Here is an 18,089-nt window from a genome sequence, read left to right on the forward strand (position 1 = left end):
GGAGGTGACGCGATGCCACACCCCCGCTGGAAGTCCAGGCTGGCACTCGCGCTCACGACCGTTCTGACCGCCTCGACCGCCGCCGTCGCCACGTCCGCCACGCCGGCGGCAGCGGCCCAGACCATCGGCTACCCCACGTTCGGCAACACCTCGGCCATCCCGGCCGCCCCGGTCGGCTACACGACCGGCAACATGATGCAGACCATCTACAACGCCGAGAGCGGCGGCACCGACTTCTGGCTGGACCGGATGCTCGGCCGCAGCGGCGGCAGCGACCCGGCCGACGCCGACGGCGCCATCCTCATGACCCGGGGCCGCGCCCTGTTCATGAAGGCGTACAACCCCGGCGTCATGGGCTTCGCCGGCCAGGCCGCCTACTGGGAGAGCATCAGCAACGCCAACGCCTACTCGATCACCGCGAGCCCGGGCACGTTCACGGAGCAGACCGCCCAGCGCTTCCAGGCGCCCAGCTACTCCAGGAACGTGTTCAGCAGCGGCTCGGTGGCGATCACCCAGCAGAAGTTCATCACCGACAACAACGTCGCGGTGACCAACCTGTCGATCAAGAACAACGGCAGCGCCTCGACCACGATCTCCCTGCGGGCCGTCTCGCCCTACGCGACGAGCGGCAGCGGCAACGAGCTGACCGGCTCGACCGGGGTCAAGAACGGGCTCACGACGCTCACGACGAAGCTCTCCGGTGACGGCTTCGCCGTCTCGTCCGGCGGGCTCAACCGGTCGATCACCATCGCGGCCGGCGCCACCGCCACGGCGAAGGTCGTCATGGGCTTCATCGCCGCCGAGATCCCGGAGTCCGCGACCGAGTACGCCGCCTACGCCGGCTACGACAACGCCACCGCGTTCGCCACCCACGTGCGTACCTACAACAAGTGGTGGGCCGACAACATCCCGTTCTTCGACTCGCCCGAGCCGGCGCTGACGAAGCACTACTACTACCGCTGGTGGCTCATGCGGTTCAACAACCTCGACGCGAACATCCCGGGGCAGACCTACCAGTTCCCGACGTCCGTCGAGGGCGCGCTGGGCTACAACAACGCCATCGCGCTGACCCAGCCCATGCACATCGACGACCTGAAGTACCTGCGGACGCCGCTGTACGCGTACGGCGACTGGCTGTCCGTCGGGCAGGTGTCGAAGAACGGCCGGTTCGTCGACAACCCCGGTGACCCGGAGAACTGGTCGAACAGCTACACCCAGTACATCGCCGAGGCGGCCTGGCGCAGCTACCAGATCCACGGCGGCCAGCCGGCGATCGCGCAGAACCTGGCCAAGTACGCCGAGGGCGACGTCAAGGGCCAGCTGGCGACCTACGACACGAACAACAACAAGCTCATCGAGTACGACTGGGGCGCGCTGACCGGCAACGACGCCGACGCGGTGTCGTTCCACTGGCGGGCCGGCAACATGGACCGGGGCGAGTCCGCGTACCAGTACAGCGGCGCCCGGGCCGCCGCGCAGGCGTACGCCGCCGTCGGCAACACGGCCAAGGCCGCGGAGATGAACACGCTGGCCGACCAGATCCAGGCCGCGATCGTCAACGTGCTGTGGAACCCGAGCCACAACCTGTTCGAGAACCGGATGGCCTCCGACGGGGCGTTCAACCCCTGGAAAGAGATCAACATCTACTACCCGTTCGCGGTGGGCGCCATCCCCAACACCACGCAGTACAAGGCGGCGCTGCGGCTGTTCGACGACCCGGCCCAGTACCCCGTCTTCCCGTTCTACACCGCCAACCAGGCGGACAAGGCGGCCTCGGGCACCGGCAGCAACAACTTTTCCACCATCAACTCCACGGTGCAGTTCCGGCTGCTGAGCTCGGCCCTGCGCAACTACCCGACGACGTACCTCACCAACGACTGGTACAAGAAGCTGCTGTACTGGAACGCCTGGGCGCAGTACGTCGGCGGCAATACCAACTACCCCGACGCCAACGAGTTCTGGGCCGACTGGAACGGCTCCTCGATCACCTACCGGTCGTGGATCCACCACAACATCCTCGGCAGCAGCAACTGGACGCTCATCGAGGACGTCGCCGGCCTGCGGCCCCGCAACGACGCGAAGGTGGAGCTCAACCCGATCAACATCGGGTGGGACCACTTCACCGTCAACAACCTGCGCTACCGCAACGCCGACCTGAGCATCGTGTGGGACGACCCGGCCGACGGCGTGACCCGCTACCCGGGGGTGCCGCAGGGCTACAGCATCTTCATCAACGGCACCCGGGTCGCGACGGTCAACTCGCTGGTGCCGTTCACCTGGGACCCGGCCACCGGCACCGTCACCACCACCGGGACCGTCGGCTACAGCCAGGCGTACGCCGGGCTGCAGGCGCCCACCCAGGTCGTGCAGACCGACGCCCGCGTCGTCGACGAGATGGCCAAGGCCGGCATCGACAACGCCACCGCCCCGCCGACGAACCTCGTCACCGGCTCGACCGTCTCGGCCTCCTACACCGGGTCCGGCACGTCGACCGGCGGCGCGAGCGACGGCTACCCGACAAACGAGCCGTACTGGGGAGCCGGCGGGTCGCCGAACGCCCAGGACTGGTACGAGGTCAACTTCGGCACCGCCCGCACCGTCAACGAGGTCCGGCTGTACTTCAAGGACAGCCGGCCGGCCTCGGCGACGTACCGGCCGCCGTCGTCGTACGACATCCAGTACTACAACGGCAGCGCCTGGGTAAGCGTCGCCGGCCAGGCCAGGAACCCGAGCACCCCGAAGGGCAACTACAACGTCGTCACCTTCCCCGCGGTCAGCGCGCAGCGGGTCCGGGTGCTGGCGACGAACGCCTCCGGGGCCAAGACGGGCCTCACCGAGATCAAGATGTACAACCGGGGCGGCACCCAGCCACCGCCGGTGACCAACCTCGCGCTGTCGGCGTCGCCGGTCTGCTCGTACACCTCGTCGTGGGAGAGCTGCGCGGCGATCAACAACGGTGACGAGCCGACCAGCTCCAACAGCGGCGCCAGCGGTGACGGCTCGCGCTGGGGCACCTGGCCCAACAGCGGCACCCAGACGGCCGAGCTGCAGTGGTCGACGGCCCAGTCGGTCAGGTCGGCGCAGGTGTACTTCTTCGACGACGAGAACGGCATCGACATGCCCTCGGCCTGGAAGCTGCAGTACTGGAACGGCTCCGCGTACGTCGACGTACCCGGCGCCGGCCCCTACACCCTGACGAAGAACGCCTACAACACGGTCACCTTCACCGGGGTCTCCACGACCCGGCTGCGGGTGTCGCTGACGGCGACGGGCACCGCCTCCGTGGGGCTGCTCGAGGTCAAGGCGCTGGGTTGATGAAGGTCCGGCGCTGAGCATGCACACCGTGCGGAGACCTCCGGCGATGCGGGACGTCGCCCACCTCGCCGGGGTCTCCCACCAGACCGTGTCACGGGTGGTCAACGACCACCCCAACGTCCGGTCGGAGACCCGGGCCAGGGTCCTGGCCGCGATGCGGGCGCTCGACTACCAGCCCAACGCCGCGGCCCGGACCCTGGCCACCAACCGGTCCCAGACGGTCGGGCTCGTCACGTTCGACACGACGCTCTTCGGGCCCTCGTTCATGGTGCACGCCATCGAACGGGCGGCCCGGGAGGCCGGCTACTTCGTCAGCATCGCCAGCGCCCGGGAGCCCGACGTGCCACAGGTCCGCGAAGCGATCCGCCGCCTGCGCGAGCAGGCGGTGGAGGGCATCGTCACGCTCGCGCCGGTCGCGGCGGCCTGGACGGCACTGCGTCAGGAGCCGCTGGACGTGCCGATCGTCGGCCTCGGCATCGCGTCGGGGGAGGCCGACGGGGTACCGATGGTGGCCATCGACAACGCCGCCGGTGCGGCCCTGGCCACCCGGCACCTGCTCGGCCTCGGCCACGCCACCGTCCACCACGTCGCCGGGCCGGCCAACTGGCCGGAGGCCCGGGAGCGGCAGGCCGGCTGGCGCGCCGCCCTGGAAGAGGCGAACCGGCCGGCGCCGGCGGCTCTCACCGGGGACTGGAGCGCCGCCGCCGGCTACGACGCCGGGCTGGCCCTGGCCGAGCGCACCGACGTCACGGCGGTGTTCTGCGCCAACGACCAGATGGCGATCGGGGTGCTGCGGGCGCTGCACGAGGCCGGCCGCCGCGTCCCCCGCGACGTCAGCGTCGTCGGCTTCGACGACGTGCCCGAGGCGCCCTACCTGCTGCCGCCGCTGACCACCGTGCGGCAGGACTTCGCCGAGCTCGGCCGGCACAGCCTGGCCCTGCTCGTCGACCAGATCTCGACAGGCGCGCGCCGCAGTGAGCAGCAGCGCTGCGCGCCGAGCCTGATCGTGCGCGGCTCCACCACCGCAGTGCGGTGACCCCCGTACCCCCCTTGCACATTGCGAGCGCTCACAAAACGATGGATCACCTAGGGAAGGAACGAGCGTGAAACGCTGGATAGGCAGCATCGTCGCTGCGACGTTACTGGCCGGCGCCGCCGCGTGCGCAGACGACGACGGCGGGGCGAAGGCCGGCACCCCGGCCGGCGCGGACAGCGGCGCCCAGCTCACCCTGTGGACCCGGGCCGCCACCGAGTCGCAGTCCAAGGCCTACGCGGCCGCCTACAACGCCACCCACAAGAACCAGGTGCAGGTCACGGCGTACCCGAACGAGGAGTACCCGGCCAAGCTCGCCTCCGCCGCCGGCGCCAAGGCCCTGCCCGACCTGTTCGCCTCCGACGTCGTGTTCGCACCCCAGTACGCGTCGCAGGGCCTGTGGCTGGACCTCACCGACAGGTTCGACGCGCTGCCGTTCAAGGACAAGGTCGCCCCGGCGCACGTGCGCAACGGCACCTGGAAGAACAAGGTCTACGCGGTGCCGCACACCATCGACATGTCGGTGATGCTGTACAACAAGGACCTGTTCACGAAGGCCGGCCTCGACCCGGAGAAGCCGCCGACGACCCTGCAGGAGTTCGCCGACGACGCCCGCGCCGTCGACAAGCTCGGCGGGGACGTCAACGGCACCTACTTCGGCGGCAACTGCGGCGGCTGCAACGTGTTCACCATGTGGCCGTCGGTGTGGGCCGCGGGCGGTGACGTCATGAACTCCGACGGCACCACCAGCAGTATCAACGGCAAGGAGATGACCGACGTCTTCGCGCTGTACCGCAAGCTCTACGAGGAGGGCGTGGCCGCCCCCGCGGCCAAGGACGAGGCCGGCCCGACCTGGCTCGGCGCGCTGCAGAGCGGCAAGATCGGCATCGCCCCCGGCCCGGCCGCGTGGCTCGGCCTGATCGAGGAGAAGGCGAACTTCAAGCTCGGCGTCGCCCCGATCAGCGGGCTCACCGGCGGCGAGTCGACGTTCGTCGGCGGTGACGCCATCGGCATCGGCGCGACCACCAGGAACGCGGCCGCGGCGTGGGACTTCCTGTCCTGGACCCTCGGCGACGAGGCCCAGGTCGAGGTCATCGCCAAGGGCAAGGGCGTGCCGGTGCGCACCGACCTGGCCGCCAACAAGTACTCGCAGGCGGACCCCCGGCTCGTGAAGATCAACGGCCTGATGGGCAAGGGCCGCACCCCGTACGCCAAGAACTTCAACGCGACCTACAACGACCCGCAGAGCCCCTGGGTGACCGCGTTCCGCGGCGCCCTCTACGGCGACGCGAAGAAGTCCCTCGACGACGGCGCCACCGCGCTTACCGCATCCCTGAAGAAGTAGAGATCCGATGACCCTGCTCGTCGACGAGCGGCCGGCGGTCACCCCGCCGGCCGTCCGGCCCCGCCGCCGGCGCGGCCGCCGGTGGGTCGGTGCGCTGTACGCCGCGCCCACCGCCTTCATGGTCGGCATGTTCTTCCTGGTCCCGCTGGGGCTTGTCGCGTACATGTCGCTGCACCATTGGCCGCTGCTCGGCGCACCCGAGATCAACGCGCCGGAGAACTACACCGGCATGGCCGACGACGAGCTGCTGTTCACCGCGGCCTGGTTCACCCTCAGGTACACCGTCGTGGTCACCGTGCTGCTCTTCGCGCTGTCCTTCGGGCTGGCGCTGCTGGTCCAGCAGCCCGGCCGCGGCATCGGCCTGCTGCGCACCGCCTACTTCATCCCGGCCGCGGTCGGCTTCGCCAGCGCCTCGCTGCTGTTCCTGGGGATGCTCAGCGACGAGATCGGGCCGGTCAACGACATCCTGCGCTGGACCGGCCTGGTCGACGGCTACGTGTCGTTCACCAGCGGCAGCTCCACCGGTGCGCTGGGCTCCGCGGTGGGGCTGGTGCTGTGGCGCTTCGCCGGGTTCAACATGCTGATCCTGCTCACCGGCCTGCAGTCCATCCCGGTCGAGGTCTACGAGGCCGCCCGCCTCGACGGCGCGACCCGCCGGCAGACCTTCCGGCGCATCACGCTACCGCTGATGCGCCCGACCATCGCGCTCGTCCTCACGCTCATGGTCACGGGCTCCCTGCTCGCCTTCGACCAGTTCTGGATCCTCACGCGGGGCGGGCCCGACAACTCCACCACCTCACTCGTGATGGTCATCTACCGCAAGGCGTTCATCGAACTCGACCTGGGCTCGGCCGCGGCCATCTCGGTCGCGCTGCTCGTCCTCCTGATCGTGTTCAACGTGGTGCAGCTGGGCATGCTGCGCAGAAAAGACGGCTGACATGCGACGGCTCACCGGCGCCGCCCTGGCGATCCTGTTCCTGTTCCCGCTTGTGTGGAGCGCGTTCGCCTCCGTGCGCACGAAGTCGGGGTTCGGGCTGGAGAACTACGCGCGGCTGTTCACCTCCGACAGCGGCATCCGCGTCGAGCACGTCGTCAACAGCGTCGTGCTCAGCCTGCTCACCGTGGCCGGCACCCTGCTCGTCAGCACGCTCGGCGGCTACGCGTTCGGCCGGTTCGACTTCCCCGGCAGGAACGCGCTGTTCCTGCTCACCCTGGCCATCCTGATGGTGCCCTACGCGACGATCCTCATCGCGCTCTACGTGATGCTCGGCTGGATCGGGCTGCAGGACTCCATCATCGGGCTCAGCCTCGTGCTCATCATGTTCCAGCTGCCGTTCTCGGTGTTCATGATGCGCAACTCCTTCGAGGCCGTGCCCCGGGAGCTGGAGGAGGCCGCGCTGCTCGACGGCTGCGGCAGCCTGCGCGCCCTGATCCGCATCATGCTCCCGGCGGTGCAGCCCGGGCTCATCACCGTCGGGCTGTTCGCGTTCCTCACCTCGTGGAGCGAGTTCTTCGCGCCGCTGATCCTGCTCAACTCGACCGACAGGTTCACCATGATGCTCGCTGTGGTGAACATGCGCACCGCCTCGTTCGGCGCCATCGACTACGCCGCGCTGGAGGCCGGCGTGACGTTCATGGCGGTGCCCTGCCTGGTGCTGTTCCTCGTCCTGCAGCGCAGCTATGTCCGCGGCTTCATGTCCGGAGCGCTGCGCGGCTGACCCCCCGTATGGAGGAGCCATGCCCACCCGCCGAACCCTGCTCGCCGCATCCGCCGGCGCGGCCGCCGGCAGCCTGCTCACGCTCGAAGGGGCGGCGGCCGCCACCGCCGCCCGGCCCGACACCGGCGTCTCGGCCTACCCCTTCCCGCTCGCCGCCGTGCAGCTGCTGACCAGCCCGTTCACCGCCAACACGGGCCGGACCCAGTCGTACCTGCTGTTCCTCGACAACGACCGGATGCTGCACACGTTCCGGCTCAACGTCGGGCTGTCCTCGTCCGCCACCGCCTGCGGCGGCTGGGAGTCCCCGACCACCGAACTGCGCGGGCACTCCACCGGGCACCTGCTCAGCGCCCTGGCCCAGGCGTACGCCGGCTCCGGCAACACCGCGTTCAAGACCAAGGGCGACGCGCTGGTCACGGTGCTCGCCCAGTGCCAGGGCCGCGCGGCGGCCGCCGGGTACACCACCGGATACCTCAGCGCGTTCCCGGAGAGCTTCATCGACCGGGTCGAGGCGCGGCAGTCGGTGTGGGCGCCCTACTACACGCTGCACAAGATCATGGCCGGGCTGCTGGACATGTACCTGCTGGCGGGCAATGCCCAGGCGCTGACGGTACTCACCGCCATGGCGTCCTGGGTCAAGTTCCGCAACGACCGGCTGACACAGACCCAGCGCCAGAACATGCTCGACACCGAGTTCGGCGGCATGAACGAGGTGCTGACCAACCTGTACCAGGTCACCGGCGACGCCAACCACCTGGCCGCCGCGCAGCAGTTCGACCACGCCGAGATCTTCGACCCCCTGGCGAGCAACACGGACGCGCTGAACAACTACCACGCCAACACCCAGATCCCGAAGATCATCGGGGCAATCCGCGAATACCACGCCACCGGTAGCACCCGCTACCGCGACATCGCCGTGAACTTCTGGGACATCGTCACGAAGCACCACACCTACGCCATCGGCGGCAACTCCAACGGCGAGTACTTCAAGGCCCCGGACCGCATCGCCGGCGAGCTGTCCGACTCCACCGCCGAGTGCTGCAACGTGTACAACATGCTCAAGCTGACCCGGCAGCTGTTCTTCACCGACCCGGCCCGGGCCGACTATATGGACTACTACGAGAAGGCGCTGTACAACCAGACCCTGGCTTCGCAGAATCCGAACTCCGCCCACGGGTTCCAGTGCTACTACGTCCCGCTGCGGGCCGGCGGGATCAAGACCTACAGCAACGACTACGACAGCTTCGTGTGCTGCCACGGCACCGGCATGGAGAGCAACACCAAGTACGGCGACTCCATCTACTTCCACGACGGCGGCAGCACCCTCTACGTCAACCTGTACATCCCGTCGGTGCTCACCTGGTCGGCGCGGGGCGTCACGATCCGCCAGGACACGACGTTCCCGGACGCCGGCTCGACACGGCTCACGGTCACTGGCTCGGGAGCGTTCACGGTCAAGGTCCGCATCCCGGCCTGGGCCACCGGCGCCTCCCTGGCCGTGAACGGCACGGCCCAGGCGACACCGCAGCCCGGGACCTACGCCATCGTCAACCGCACCTGGGCCTCCGGCGACACGGTGACCGTGACCCTGCCGATGGGCCTGACCCGCGAGCCCGCCAACGACAACAGCACCGTGCAGGCGGTGAAGGTCGGCCCGATCGTGCTCGGCGGGCTGTTCGGCACCAGCAACCTGTCCGCGCTGCCCGTCCTCGACCCGGCCACCCTCACGGCGACGGGCACGCCGCTGCAGTACACCGCGAACGGCGTCACGCTCCAGCCGTTCTACAAGGTGCACGCTCAGCGGTACTCCGTCTACTGGTCGGTCACCGGAGGGGGCCCGACGCTCCCGGCGTTCGTCGCGCACTACCCGTTCGACAACAGCGCCGCGGACGCGACGGGCAACGGCATGACCGCGACGCTGTCCAACGCGGCATACGGCCCGGGCCGCACCGGCTCGGCCGTGAACCTCAACGGCACCAACGGCTACGTCTCCCTGCCCGCCGGCATCCTGAACGGCGCGACCGCGTTCTCGATCGCCCTGTGGGTCCGCATCGACACCCTCGCCAGCTGGGCCCGGGTCTTCGACTTCGGCACCGGCACCGGCGTCAACATGTTCCTCACCCCCCGCTCGTCCACCGGCACCGCCCGCTTCGCCATCACCACCGGCGGCTCCGGCGCCGAGCAGCGCATCGACGCCCCGGCCGCCCTCCCGGCCGGCGCCTGGACCCACGTCGCCGTCACCCGCAACAGCAACGTCGGCATCCTGTACGTCAACGGCGCCGAGGTCGCCCGCAACACCGCCATGACCCTGACCCCGTCCTCCCTGGGCAACACCACGCAGAACTGGCTCGGCCGCTCCCAGTACAGCGACCCGTACCTGACCGGCGCGATCGACAGCGTCCGGCTCTACAGCCGTGCCCTGTCGGCGGCGGAGGTTTCGGCCTTCTCCACGGCCGGGAACTAGCAACTGGGCCCCCGCTCTGCCGGGCGGGGGCCCACGACCCGGCCCGGGTCACGGGCGTCCCACGCGGACCAGGCCCGTCTCGTAGGCCACGATCACCGCGTGCACGCGGTCACGCAGGTGCAGCTTGGCCAGGATGCGCTTCACGTGCGTCTTCACCGTCGAGTCCTCGATGCGCAGCGCCGCCGCGATGTCGCCGTTGGACAGGCCCTGGGCGATGAGCGTCAGCACGTCGCGCTCCCGCGGGGTCAGCGGGGCCAGACGCCCCGGGTCGGTCCGGGTGACGTCGGTGAGGTGCTCGATGACCGTACGGGTGACCTGCGGCGCCAAAAGGCTCTCGCCCGCCGCGACGGTATGGATGTCGGCGATCAGCTGCTCCGGCTGGATGCGTTTGAGGACGAAGCCCGCCGCACCGGCGCGCAGCGCGCTCAGCACGTAGTCGTCGTCCTCGAACGTGGTGAGGGTGGCCCGTTCCCGCATGCCGACGATGCCGTGGCCCCCTTCGCGGCGGGCCCGCGGGGCCGCACAGGGGTTCGTCACGTCGATCTCCAGATGGCCCGGGGCGGCCCGCACGGCCACGGCCGCCGTCCCGGCACCGTGGCGCGCCGCGTTGGTCAGCGCCTCCTGCAGGATCCGGCACGCCGCCCACGCCACACTGCGCGGCAGCGGCGCGATGCGTTCCGGCAGCTCGGCCGCGATGTGCAGCCCGCTGCCCCGGTGCCGCTTGATCAGCTCCCGCAGCGCATCCGGATCGGCCGGCTCGTCCCGGTCCGGATGGTCGTCACGCAGCGCCCGGACCATCCGGTCGATGTCGGTGATCGTGTCCCGGGCGACGCGCTCCACCGTCGACAGCGCCTGCCGGGCCCGCTCAGGGTCACGGTCCTGCAGCAGCCGGGCGGCGCCGGCCTGGACCAGTATCACGTTTATCGCATGGCCGGCCGAGTCGTGCAGCTCACGGTCGATGCGGGTGCGCTCGTCGGCGGCGGCCAGGCGGCGCTCGCGCTCCACGTCGGCCTGCGCCTCGGCCAGCCGCAGCGCCCGCAGCCGGGTCCGGTCACCGGCGATCCACAGGCCGGCGAAGACCGCGGCCCAGGCCAGCAGCTCGGTGGAGATGTCCCAGACCCGCACGCCGATCGACGCGTACGCCGCCGCGACCGCCGGCACGAACGCGTGCACCGCGGCCAGCGCGCACCACCGCGGGCGGGCCGGCGCTCCACTGTAGACGCGGGCCACGGTGTAGGCCGCGGCCGCGGCGGCGACCGGTGCGTCAAGCGGGTAGCCGAGGTGCAGCAGGGCCACGCTCGCCGCGGCGCTCACCGCGAACCCGAGCGCGGGAAGCCGGTGGCGCACGGCGAGCGGTGCGGCGCAGACGACGGCCAGGGCGACACCGAGCGCGTCCAGGTGCCGCACGCCCGGCGGCACCGTCGGCTACGCGAGCGTCACCCTCGACGCGCAGGCGCAGGACGTGCCGGCCGCCGGCTCGCTGCAGGGCGTCGCGGTGGCGGTGGCGGCCACGGTGCTCGTCACCATGCTGGCCTCGCTCACGCTGCTGCCGGCTCTGCTCGCCGTCTTCGGCGGCCGCATCACCAAGCGGGTGCGCAAGGACGGCGACCGCTGGCGGCGGTGGTCCGCCGGCGTCCAGCAACGGCCGCTGCCGGCTCTGGTACCGCCCCTGCTCGCACTGCTGGCGCTGAGTGCACCGCTGCTCGGGCTGCGGCTCGGGTTCGCCGACGCCGGCACCGACCCGGCCGCCGCCACCACCCGCAAGGCCTACGACCTGCTGAGCGAGGGCTTCGGCCCCGGCCTCAACGGCCCGCTTGTCGTGGTCGTGCAGGGCGGTCCGGGGGCGCGCAGGCCGCGCGGGAGACCCTGGCCCGGACGGCCGGCGTGGCCGAAGCGCTTCCCGGCGGTACCGCAACCGTCATCGTCTTTCCCACGACCGGCCCGCAGGCCGCCGGCACGACCGAGCTCGTGGCCCGCCTCCGCACCGACGTGCTGCCGCCGGTCGCCGCGCGCACCGGGGCGACGTTCCTGGTCGGGGGGAGCACCGCGGCGGTGGTCGACTTCTCCGGCGCCGTGGCCGGGCGGCTGCCGTGGTTCGTCGGTGTCGTCGTCGCGGTGTCGGCGCTGCTGCTGCTCGTCGTCTTCCGCTCCGTGCTGATCCCGCTCAAGGCCGCGGTCCTCAACCTGCTCAGCGTGGGCGCCGCCCTCGGCGTCGTGACACTCGTCTTCCAGCACGGCCTGCTGGGCGAGCAGCCCGGCCCGGTCGAGGCCTACGTCCCCGGCATGATCTTCGCGATCGTCTTCGGCCTCTCGATGGACTACACGAGCCGGGACCCGGCGGCACCGACCGCCCGCCCGTGACGGCGACGGACGGTCGGCGCGGCCCGGTTCAGTAGGCGATGTCCACGGCGACGCGGGTGGGGTCGTCGAGCATGATGACCCGGAAGCCGTGCCGGGCGGCGGTGGTGAGGTCGGCGCTCATCAGGCCGGCGCCGATGATCGTGAGCTGCATCGAGCGCAGCGCCGGCCGGGCGAACGTCGTGGTGTCCGGGATGCCCGGGTCGTGGGTGGCGTGCGGGGCCTGGGTCGGGGAGCCCGCGCCCGAGAAGAGAACGCGGACCGTGGAGGCGCCGCCGAGGTAGCGCACGTCGACGCCCGGACGCTGCGGGCCGTCGATGTCGAAGACGATCCGGTCGTACCCGGGATGGCTCCCCGAGCGCACGGCGTTCACGATCACGTCGGGGGCCGCCCCGTCGATGTGGACAGGTGTGGTGACGAACGGCTGGGCCGGCTGGTGGGCGACGTCGACCGCGACGCGCTCGGGGCCGTGCAGGACCAGGACCCGGAAGCCGACCCGGTCGTTGACGCCCAGGCCGAAGCTCGCGCGGCCCTCGAAGTAGCCGCCGGACCTGATCTGGCGCAGGGTCGGCAGGTTCGGGTTGTAGACGGTGCCCAGGTCGACCGCCGGCACGCCGGCGTCGCTGAACACGACGAGCAGGGTGGCTGCTCCCGCGACGGGGATGGTCTGGCCCTGGCCCTGGCCCACCAGTGGGGCGTATTCGACGCGCCAGCCGGGGGTACCCCCGGAGAAGTCGAACACGGTGCGGTCGTAGGCGTCGTGCCGTCCCGTCCTGACCCCGGTCAGCACCGGCTGGAAGTTCCCGGTCGGCGCTGCGGAGACCGGGCTGGTGCTGGTGGGTGCGGGCAGGTCGGCGGCCTGGGCCGTCCCCGGCAGGCCCACCAGCGCCGCGGCACACGCCACCGCAGCGAGCAGTAATCGGCGCATGATCTGTGCTCCTTCCGTTTCGAGGTGCACAGATGACGGTGGATCACAATTGGCGGTTTACGTCAGGTGCCCGACAGATGTCTCATATATAGATGCGCAGCGAAGCCGCCGCCATCCGAGCACGTCTCGTCGTCAAGACCTGTGTCGCCGCAACTGCGATACTGGCCGTACTGCTCGGACTGCTGATCTACCCCGCATCCGCACGTGCGTACGCCGCCGCCCCGGCGTGCTCCGCCCCCGTCCCGAGCACCACCCAGCCCGGGTACACCGTCGCCGACCCCAACTGTGACCCGGACGGGACCGCCTTCGTGCCCGTAACGGGCTCGGCCGTGTACACCGGCATCCTCAACGGCGCCGCCTACCGCCTCGAGAAGCCGGCCCACTGGAACGGCGAGCTCGTCGTCTTCGCCCACGGCTACCGCGGCGACGGCAAGGTCGTCTACGTCGGCAGCCCGTCACTGCGGGCCCACTACCTGGCCCGCGGGTTCGCCTGGGCCGCGTCCAGCTACCAGACCAACGGCTACGACGTCGGGCAGGGCGTCCGCGACTCGTACGCCCTCATCGACCTGTTCACGTCGCGCACCGGGCACCGGGCCAGGGACGTGTACATGGCCGGGGAGTCGATGGGCGGGCACATCACCGCCGTCGCCATCGAGCACTATCCGCGGGCGTTCGTCGGCGCGATGCCGGTGTGCGGCGTGCTCGGCGACACGGAGCTGTTCGACTACTTCCTCGACGCCAACCTGACCGCCGCCGCACTGACCGGGGTGAAGGTGCCGTTCCCCGTCGATCCGGCCGCGTACGAGCCCCTGGTCCGCCAGGAGCTGCCGAAGCTCGACGGGCGCTGGGCCGACGTCGTCGAGCAGCGCAGCGGCGGCACCCGGCCCGGGTTCGACCAGGCGTTCGCGTTCTGGAACGCCCTGCCCTCGATCCCGCCGCTGACCACCGTGCCGTTCCTGTTCGGCCTCTACCCAGGACTGACCGGCGGCACCGAGAACATCGCCGACGGCAACGTCACCTCGAACCGGTTCACGATCTACCAGGAGGACGCCTCGCCCTGGCTCACCCGCGACGAGCTGCGGCTCAACCGGGACGTGCTGCGCGTCGACCGCACGGCGCGGCCCAGCCGCGACCTGACCGGGGTCCCGCTGGTGGCCGGTCGCCCGCCCGTGCCGACTCTGTCCATGCACACCATCGGCGATCTCTTCGTGCCGATCTCCATGGAGCAGGTGTACGCCCGGCGGGCCCGCGCCAACGGCCTGTCCGACCGGTTCGTGTCACGGGCGGTCCGGGCGCTCGGGCACTGCGAGTTCACCCAGCCGGAGCTGCAGCGCGGCTTCGACGATCTCGTGACGTGGGTCCGCACCGGCCACCGCCCGGGCGGTGACGCGATCCTCGACCCGCGCGCGGTCGCCGACCCCCGCTTCGGCTGCCGGTACACGGCGTCCGACCGCCCGAACTTCGGCGCGGCCTGTTAGCTCGTGCGGCCGGAGGTCCTGCGTCGTCACACGCGGCGCAGGACCGCGACCACCTTGCCGAGAATGGTGGCGTCGTCGCCGGGGATGACGTCGTAGGCGGGGTTGCGCGGCACCAGCTCCACGCGCCCGTCGCGCGTGCGGTAGGTCTTCACCGTCGCCTCGCCCTCCAGCATCGCCGCGACGATGTCACCGTTCTCGGCCACCGCCTGCTGGCGCACGACCACGATGTCGCCGTCGCAGATCGCGGCCTCGATCATCGAGTCGCCCTTGACGTTGAGGGCGAACAGCGTGCCGTGCCCGACGAGCGTCGTGGGCAGGGTGAGCTCGTCGTCGGGCACCTGCTGCTCGGCCAGGATCGGCCCACCGGCGGCGATCGTGCCGACAAGCGGAACGGCGACGCCCGGGTCGGTGCCGCGGGCGATGCTGTCATAGGGGCTGCGGATGTCCACCGCCCGCGGCCCGTGCGCGTCGCGGCGGATGAGCCCGGCCTTCTCCATCTTCTTCAGGTGATGGGCGACCGAGGACGGTGAGCCGAGGCCGATCGCCGAGCCGATCTCGCGCACCGTCGGCGGATATCCGCGTCGCTCGATCGACTCGCGGATGACCGCCAGGATGCTCTGCTGCCGCGGGCTCGTCATGTCAGCACAATACCGTACGTGTTCGATCAGATGTACGAATCGTGACAACTTTTGATCCATCCGTGGGATATCGGCCGCGATGTTCGGCCCAATACATCGACGTCCGCGACGCTTATGCTGACCGCCATGCTCGACAGCTCCCCGGCTTCCGTCGTCTCCTTATTATCCTTAGCCGAGGCGGGTGACGACGACGGCCTCGCCGCCGAGCTGGTCGACCTCGCCGCCGGCAGCCAACTGCCCGCGGCCGTCCGCGACGAGCTGCAGGCCCTGCCGGACGCCCGCCGTTGCGCACTGACCCTCCGGGTGATCGAGCGCGCCGCCGCCGCCGATCCGCCCACCCCCGTCGACGGGCTGCTCATGCCGATCCTCGACGGCCTGGCCCCGGACGCACTGTCCTGGCGCGCCGCCCACCACCTCATCGACGCCGTCGCCACCCGCACGGCCGCCCCGCCCGGCTCCCTCGCGGTGCTGGCCGCCGTCGCCGAGCGCGAGACCGGCGAGTGCCCGCCGGCGCTGCTGGCGGTCATGCGCCGCACCGCCCACGAGGGCGACAAGCACTGGCCGGCCCGCTACCGCGCGCCGATCCAGCCCTGGCTGGAGCGCACCCACGGCCGCCTCAACGTGGGCGAGCCCTGGGCCGAGGCCGCGAACGCCGAGACCCCGGGGCCGGAGCTGCTCACCCACGCATTGGCCGCCGCGGGTGCCAAGCCGGCCGCCCGCTGGGCCCGGCGCGCCAAGACCCTCCTGCCCGAACTCGGCGCCGACGAGACCCGCACCCTGATCCGCCGCTGGCTGTCCCTCGTCCCCCGCCCCCGCACGATCACCCTGCGTCCCGACGGCGAACGTTGGGACCCGAACGAGGTACCGGACGCCTACAACGCCAGGGCACTACGCGGCCTGCTGTACCTCCTGGCCGTCACCCCGCCGCAGGACGACGACATCCCCGCCGTGGGCCGCCTGGCGCAGCACGCCGCGGAGAAGATCCCCGGATACGGCCCGCGCAGCCAGATGATCGCCTACGCGAGCGTCTACGCGCTGGAGCGCTTCAGCACCGTGGCCTCCCTGCGCGAACTCACCCGCCTCCGCTCGCTGGGCCAACCTCCGGGCATCGCGGCCGCCTTGACCACCGCCATCGACCGCCGCGCGGTAGCCCTGAACGTCGACCCGTCCCGCCTGTAGCCCCTGACACCACCGCGTGAACGTGTCCGCCGCCGTGAGCGCTCCCCGTCGTGTGTGGTCCGGCTGTCGTGCGCTGTTGCGCCGGGCCGGGCGTGAGGTGCTTCCAGGTGGTGGCGGCGGTGGGCGGGAATGCGTGGCGCTGCTCGTGCGTCATATCGGGCATGAGTTCGCGGATCGTGACCTGTGTCCAGTGCGGCCAGCGCAACCGCGTGCCCGCGGCAGCGTCGGGCAAGCCGGTGTGCGGCAAGTGCCGGGCCGCCGTGCCGTGGATCGTCGACGCCGACGACCTGTCGTTCGCGGCCGTGGCCGAGCAGTCGTCCACCCCGGTCCTGGTCGACCTGTGGGCGCAGTGGTGCGGCCCGTGCCGGGTGGTCGGCCCCGCCCTGGAGCAGGTGGCAGGCGAGCTGGCCGGCACCGTCAAGCTCGTGAAGGTCGACATCGACCAGGCCCCACGCGTCCAGGCCCGCTTCGACGTGAAGGCCGTCCCAACCCTGATGATCGTCCGCGACGGCCGCGTGATCGCCCGCCAGACCGGCGCCTCCTCGCCCGCCGCCCTGCGTAGCTGGGTCGAACGCACCCTCCAGGACACCAAGACCGCTTGACACCCGGCTGCGCACAACGGTCGCGCTCGCTCCGTCCCAGCCCGCCGCCGCCCTGAGACCTGTCGATCGAGACGGCTCGAGCGGTGGCGGGGAGTCAGTGGGCGCGGCTGGTGGTCGACCGGTGGTTGGCGTCGCGGGCGGCTACGTCCGCCATGGTGTCGCGGTACGCGGCGGGTTCGATGTCGCCGCGCAGGAGCCGGTCGATTGCCTCGGATTCGGCGGCGGCCAGCCCGTCGGCGTCGCGCGGGGCGGGCAGGGGGCCGAGGCGCGCGGCCAGCCAGCGCGCGGCCTGTGGCTGATACGCGTCGAAGCGGCGGCCGTAGCGGATCAGCCGAGCGTGCGCGGCGATCAACCCGGCGTATACCAACGAGATCAGCAGGGCCACGATCAACGGTGCGGGCACAATCCAGTCTCCCACGCGTAGCCTGACGGTCGTGTCCGATACCCGGGTGTACCGCGCCCAGCCCGCCGACCTCGCCGAAATCCTGCCGCTGGTGGAGGAGTTCTGCGCGGCCGACGACCACCCGTACGACGAGACCCGGGTGGCCCGTGCCCTCGCCCCATTGCTCGCCGGCGACGAGCACGGCCAGGTCTGGCTGGTCGACGCCGATCCCGAGCCGCGGCCCGGCCCGGACGCGGAGCCGAAGTCCGAGCGCAACGCGGAGCCGGGCGCGGGGATCGTGGTCGGGTACGCGGTCGTCACGTGGGGCTGGAGCCTCGAGTCGGGCGGCCGCGAGGCGCTGCTCGACGAGATCTACGTCCGCCGGCGCGGCGCCGGAGTCGGGGCGGTCCTGCTGCAGCGGGTGCTTGCGGCGGCGGTGGAGGCGGGTGCGGCCGTCATGTTCCTGGAGACCGAGGCGCACAACGAGCGGGTCCGGGGCTTCTATGCGCGGCACGGGTTCGCGGCCGACGACTCCGTCTGGATGAGCCGGGCGCTCACCTCGCCCGTGCGTTGACCCCGCAGTAACCGTACAGTGTCACGTGCGGGAGCGCGGCGGCCCGGCACCGGTCGCGCGCTCCCGCCCGCTGTG

The 18,089-nt window shown here is 71.2% G+C and carries 15 protein-coding genes and 1 pseudogene; 12 read left to right on the forward strand and 4 right to left on the reverse strand.

The annotated features are described in order from the left end of the window. Positions 1-12: 12 nt before the first annotated feature. The 6 genes from Dvina_RS22380 (at position 13) to Dvina_RS22405 (ending at position 9,875) form a co-directional block, all read left to right on the forward strand. Positions 13-3,315, forward strand: coding sequence for a discoidin domain-containing protein (locus tag Dvina_RS22380; RefSeq protein ID WP_223104415.1), 3,303 nt, complete (start codon positions 13-15; stop codon positions 3,313-3,315). Positions 3,316-3,334: 19 nt separating this feature from the next. Beyond that, on the forward strand, positions 3,335-4,351 hold the full coding sequence (locus Dvina_RS22385) for a LacI family DNA-binding transcriptional regulator (RefSeq protein ID WP_343217175.1): 1,017 nt from the start codon (positions 3,335-3,337) through the stop codon (positions 4,349-4,351). Positions 4,352-4,418: 67 nt separating this feature from the next. After that, positions 4,419-5,693, forward strand: coding sequence for an ABC transporter substrate-binding protein (locus Dvina_RS22390; protein ID WP_246656371.1), 1,275 nt, complete (start codon positions 4,419-4,421; stop codon positions 5,691-5,693). A gap of 7 nt (positions 5,694-5,700) precedes the next feature. Continuing rightward, positions 5,701-6,630 (forward strand): carbohydrate ABC transporter permease, encoded by a 930-nt coding sequence (locus tag Dvina_RS22395; RefSeq protein ID WP_223104416.1) that lies wholly within the window; start codon positions 5,701-5,703, stop codon positions 6,628-6,630. A gap of 1 nt (position 6,631) precedes the next feature. After that, positions 6,632-7,411 (forward strand): carbohydrate ABC transporter permease, encoded by a 780-nt coding sequence (locus Dvina_RS22400; protein ID WP_223104417.1) that lies wholly within the window; start codon positions 6,632-6,634, stop codon positions 7,409-7,411. 19 nt (positions 7,412-7,430) lie between these two features. Continuing rightward, on the forward strand, positions 7,431-9,875 hold the full coding sequence (locus Dvina_RS22405) for a glycoside hydrolase family 127 protein (RefSeq protein ID WP_223104418.1): 2,445 nt from the start codon (positions 7,431-7,433) through the stop codon (positions 9,873-9,875). 48 nt (positions 9,876-9,923) lie between these two features. Here Dvina_RS22405 and Dvina_RS22410 read toward each other — a convergent pair whose 3' ends face one another. Further along, entirely contained in the window at positions 9,924-11,282 is a 1,359-nt protein-coding gene (locus tag Dvina_RS22410) for a helix-turn-helix transcriptional regulator (RefSeq protein ID WP_223104419.1), read from the reverse strand. A gap of 118 nt (positions 11,283-11,400) precedes the next feature. On the opposite strand from Dvina_RS22410, the pseudogene Dvina_RS54385 reads away from it, so the two are divergent. Together Dvina_RS54385 and Dvina_RS54390 are read left to right on the forward strand one after the other, a co-directional pair. Then, a pseudogene (locus Dvina_RS54385) lies at positions 11,401-11,469 on the forward strand (hypothetical protein); the annotation flags it as partial. Positions 11,470-11,759: 290 nt separating this feature from the next. Further along, positions 11,760-12,236 (forward strand): MMPL family transporter, encoded by a 477-nt coding sequence (locus Dvina_RS54390; protein WP_246656372.1) that lies wholly within the window; start codon positions 11,760-11,762, stop codon positions 12,234-12,236. Positions 12,237-12,264: 28 nt separating this feature from the next. Here Dvina_RS54390 and Dvina_RS22425 read toward each other — a convergent pair whose 3' ends face one another. After that, complete coding sequence (locus tag Dvina_RS22425; protein WP_223104422.1) at positions 12,265-13,161, reverse strand: AMIN-like domain-containing (lipo)protein; 897 nt, start codon at positions 13,159-13,161, stop codon at positions 12,265-12,267. A 92-nt stretch (positions 13,162-13,253) separates the two neighbouring features. On the opposite strand from Dvina_RS22425, the gene Dvina_RS22430 reads away from it, so the two are divergent. Then, positions 13,254-14,639 carry an alpha/beta hydrolase family protein gene (locus Dvina_RS22430; protein ID WP_223104423.1) on the forward strand — a complete coding sequence of 462 codons (1,386 nt, stop codon included), beginning with the start codon at positions 13,254-13,256 and terminating at the stop codon, positions 14,637-14,639. 26 nt (positions 14,640-14,665) lie between these two features. Here the strand turns inward: Dvina_RS22430 and lexA are convergent, their stop codons facing one another. Next, positions 14,666-15,337 (reverse strand): transcriptional repressor LexA, encoded by a 672-nt coding sequence (lexA, locus tag Dvina_RS22435; RefSeq protein ID WP_223104424.1) that lies wholly within the window; start codon positions 15,335-15,337, stop codon positions 14,666-14,668. A 243-nt stretch (positions 15,338-15,580) separates the two neighbouring features. Between lexA and Dvina_RS22440 the strand changes: the two genes are divergently transcribed. After that, complete coding sequence (locus tag Dvina_RS22440) at positions 15,581-16,456, forward strand: hypothetical protein (protein WP_223104425.1); 876 nt, start codon at positions 15,581-15,583, stop codon at positions 16,454-16,456. Positions 16,457-16,617: 161 nt separating this feature from the next. Continuing rightward, the gene (trxA, locus tag Dvina_RS22445; RefSeq protein ID WP_223104426.1) at positions 16,618-17,058 is read left to right on the forward strand and encodes a thioredoxin; all 441 of its coding nucleotides are present in this window, start codon (positions 16,618-16,620) and stop codon (positions 17,056-17,058) included. Positions 17,059-17,152: 94 nt separating this feature from the next. Here trxA and Dvina_RS22450 read toward each other — a convergent pair whose 3' ends face one another. Further along, positions 17,153-17,476 (reverse strand): hypothetical protein, encoded by a 324-nt coding sequence (locus Dvina_RS22450; RefSeq protein WP_223104427.1) that lies wholly within the window; start codon positions 17,474-17,476, stop codon positions 17,153-17,155. 16 nt (positions 17,477-17,492) lie between these two features. Between Dvina_RS22450 and Dvina_RS22455 the strand changes: the two genes are divergently transcribed. Further along, positions 17,493-18,014 (forward strand): GNAT family N-acetyltransferase, encoded by a 522-nt coding sequence (locus Dvina_RS22455; protein ID WP_223104428.1) that lies wholly within the window; start codon positions 17,493-17,495, stop codon positions 18,012-18,014. Positions 18,015-18,089: the final 75 nt, after the last annotated feature.

The sequence above is a fragment of the Dactylosporangium vinaceum genome, assembly GCF_019904175.1.
Taxonomy (GTDB): domain Bacteria; phylum Actinomycetota; class Actinomycetes; order Mycobacteriales; family Micromonosporaceae; genus Dactylosporangium; species Dactylosporangium vinaceum.

Bases quoted from the DNA above. Each gene is read 5' to 3' on its own strand.
- Dvina_RS22425 (WP_223104422.1), bottom strand. From the start codon at position 13,161: ATGCGCCGATTACTGCTCGCTGCGGTGGCGTGTGCCGCGGCGCTGGTG.
- lexA (WP_223104424.1), bottom strand. From the start codon at position 15,337: ATGGATCAAAAGTTGTCACGATTCGTACATCTGATCGAACACGTACGG.
- Dvina_RS22405 (WP_223104418.1), top strand. From the start codon at position 7,431: ATGCCCACCCGCCGAACCCTGCTCGCCGCATCCGCCGGCGCGGCCGCC.
- Dvina_RS22380 (WP_223104415.1), top strand. From the start codon at position 13: ATGCCACACCCCCGCTGGAAGTCCAGGCTGGCACTCGCGCTCACGACC.
- trxA (WP_223104426.1), top strand. From the start codon at position 16,618: ATGAGTTCGCGGATCGTGACCTGTGTCCAGTGCGGCCAGCGCAACCGC.
- Dvina_RS22385 (WP_343217175.1), top strand. From the start codon at position 3,335: ATGCACACCGTGCGGAGACCTCCGGCGATGCGGGACGTCGCCCACCTC.
- Dvina_RS22430 (WP_223104423.1), top strand. From the start codon at position 13,254: ATGCGCAGCGAAGCCGCCGCCATCCGAGCACGTCTCGTCGTCAAGACC.
- Dvina_RS22395 (WP_223104416.1), top strand. From the start codon at position 5,701: ATGACCCTGCTCGTCGACGAGCGGCCGGCGGTCACCCCGCCGGCCGTC.
- Dvina_RS22400 (WP_223104417.1), top strand. From the start codon at position 6,632: ATGCGACGGCTCACCGGCGCCGCCCTGGCGATCCTGTTCCTGTTCCCG.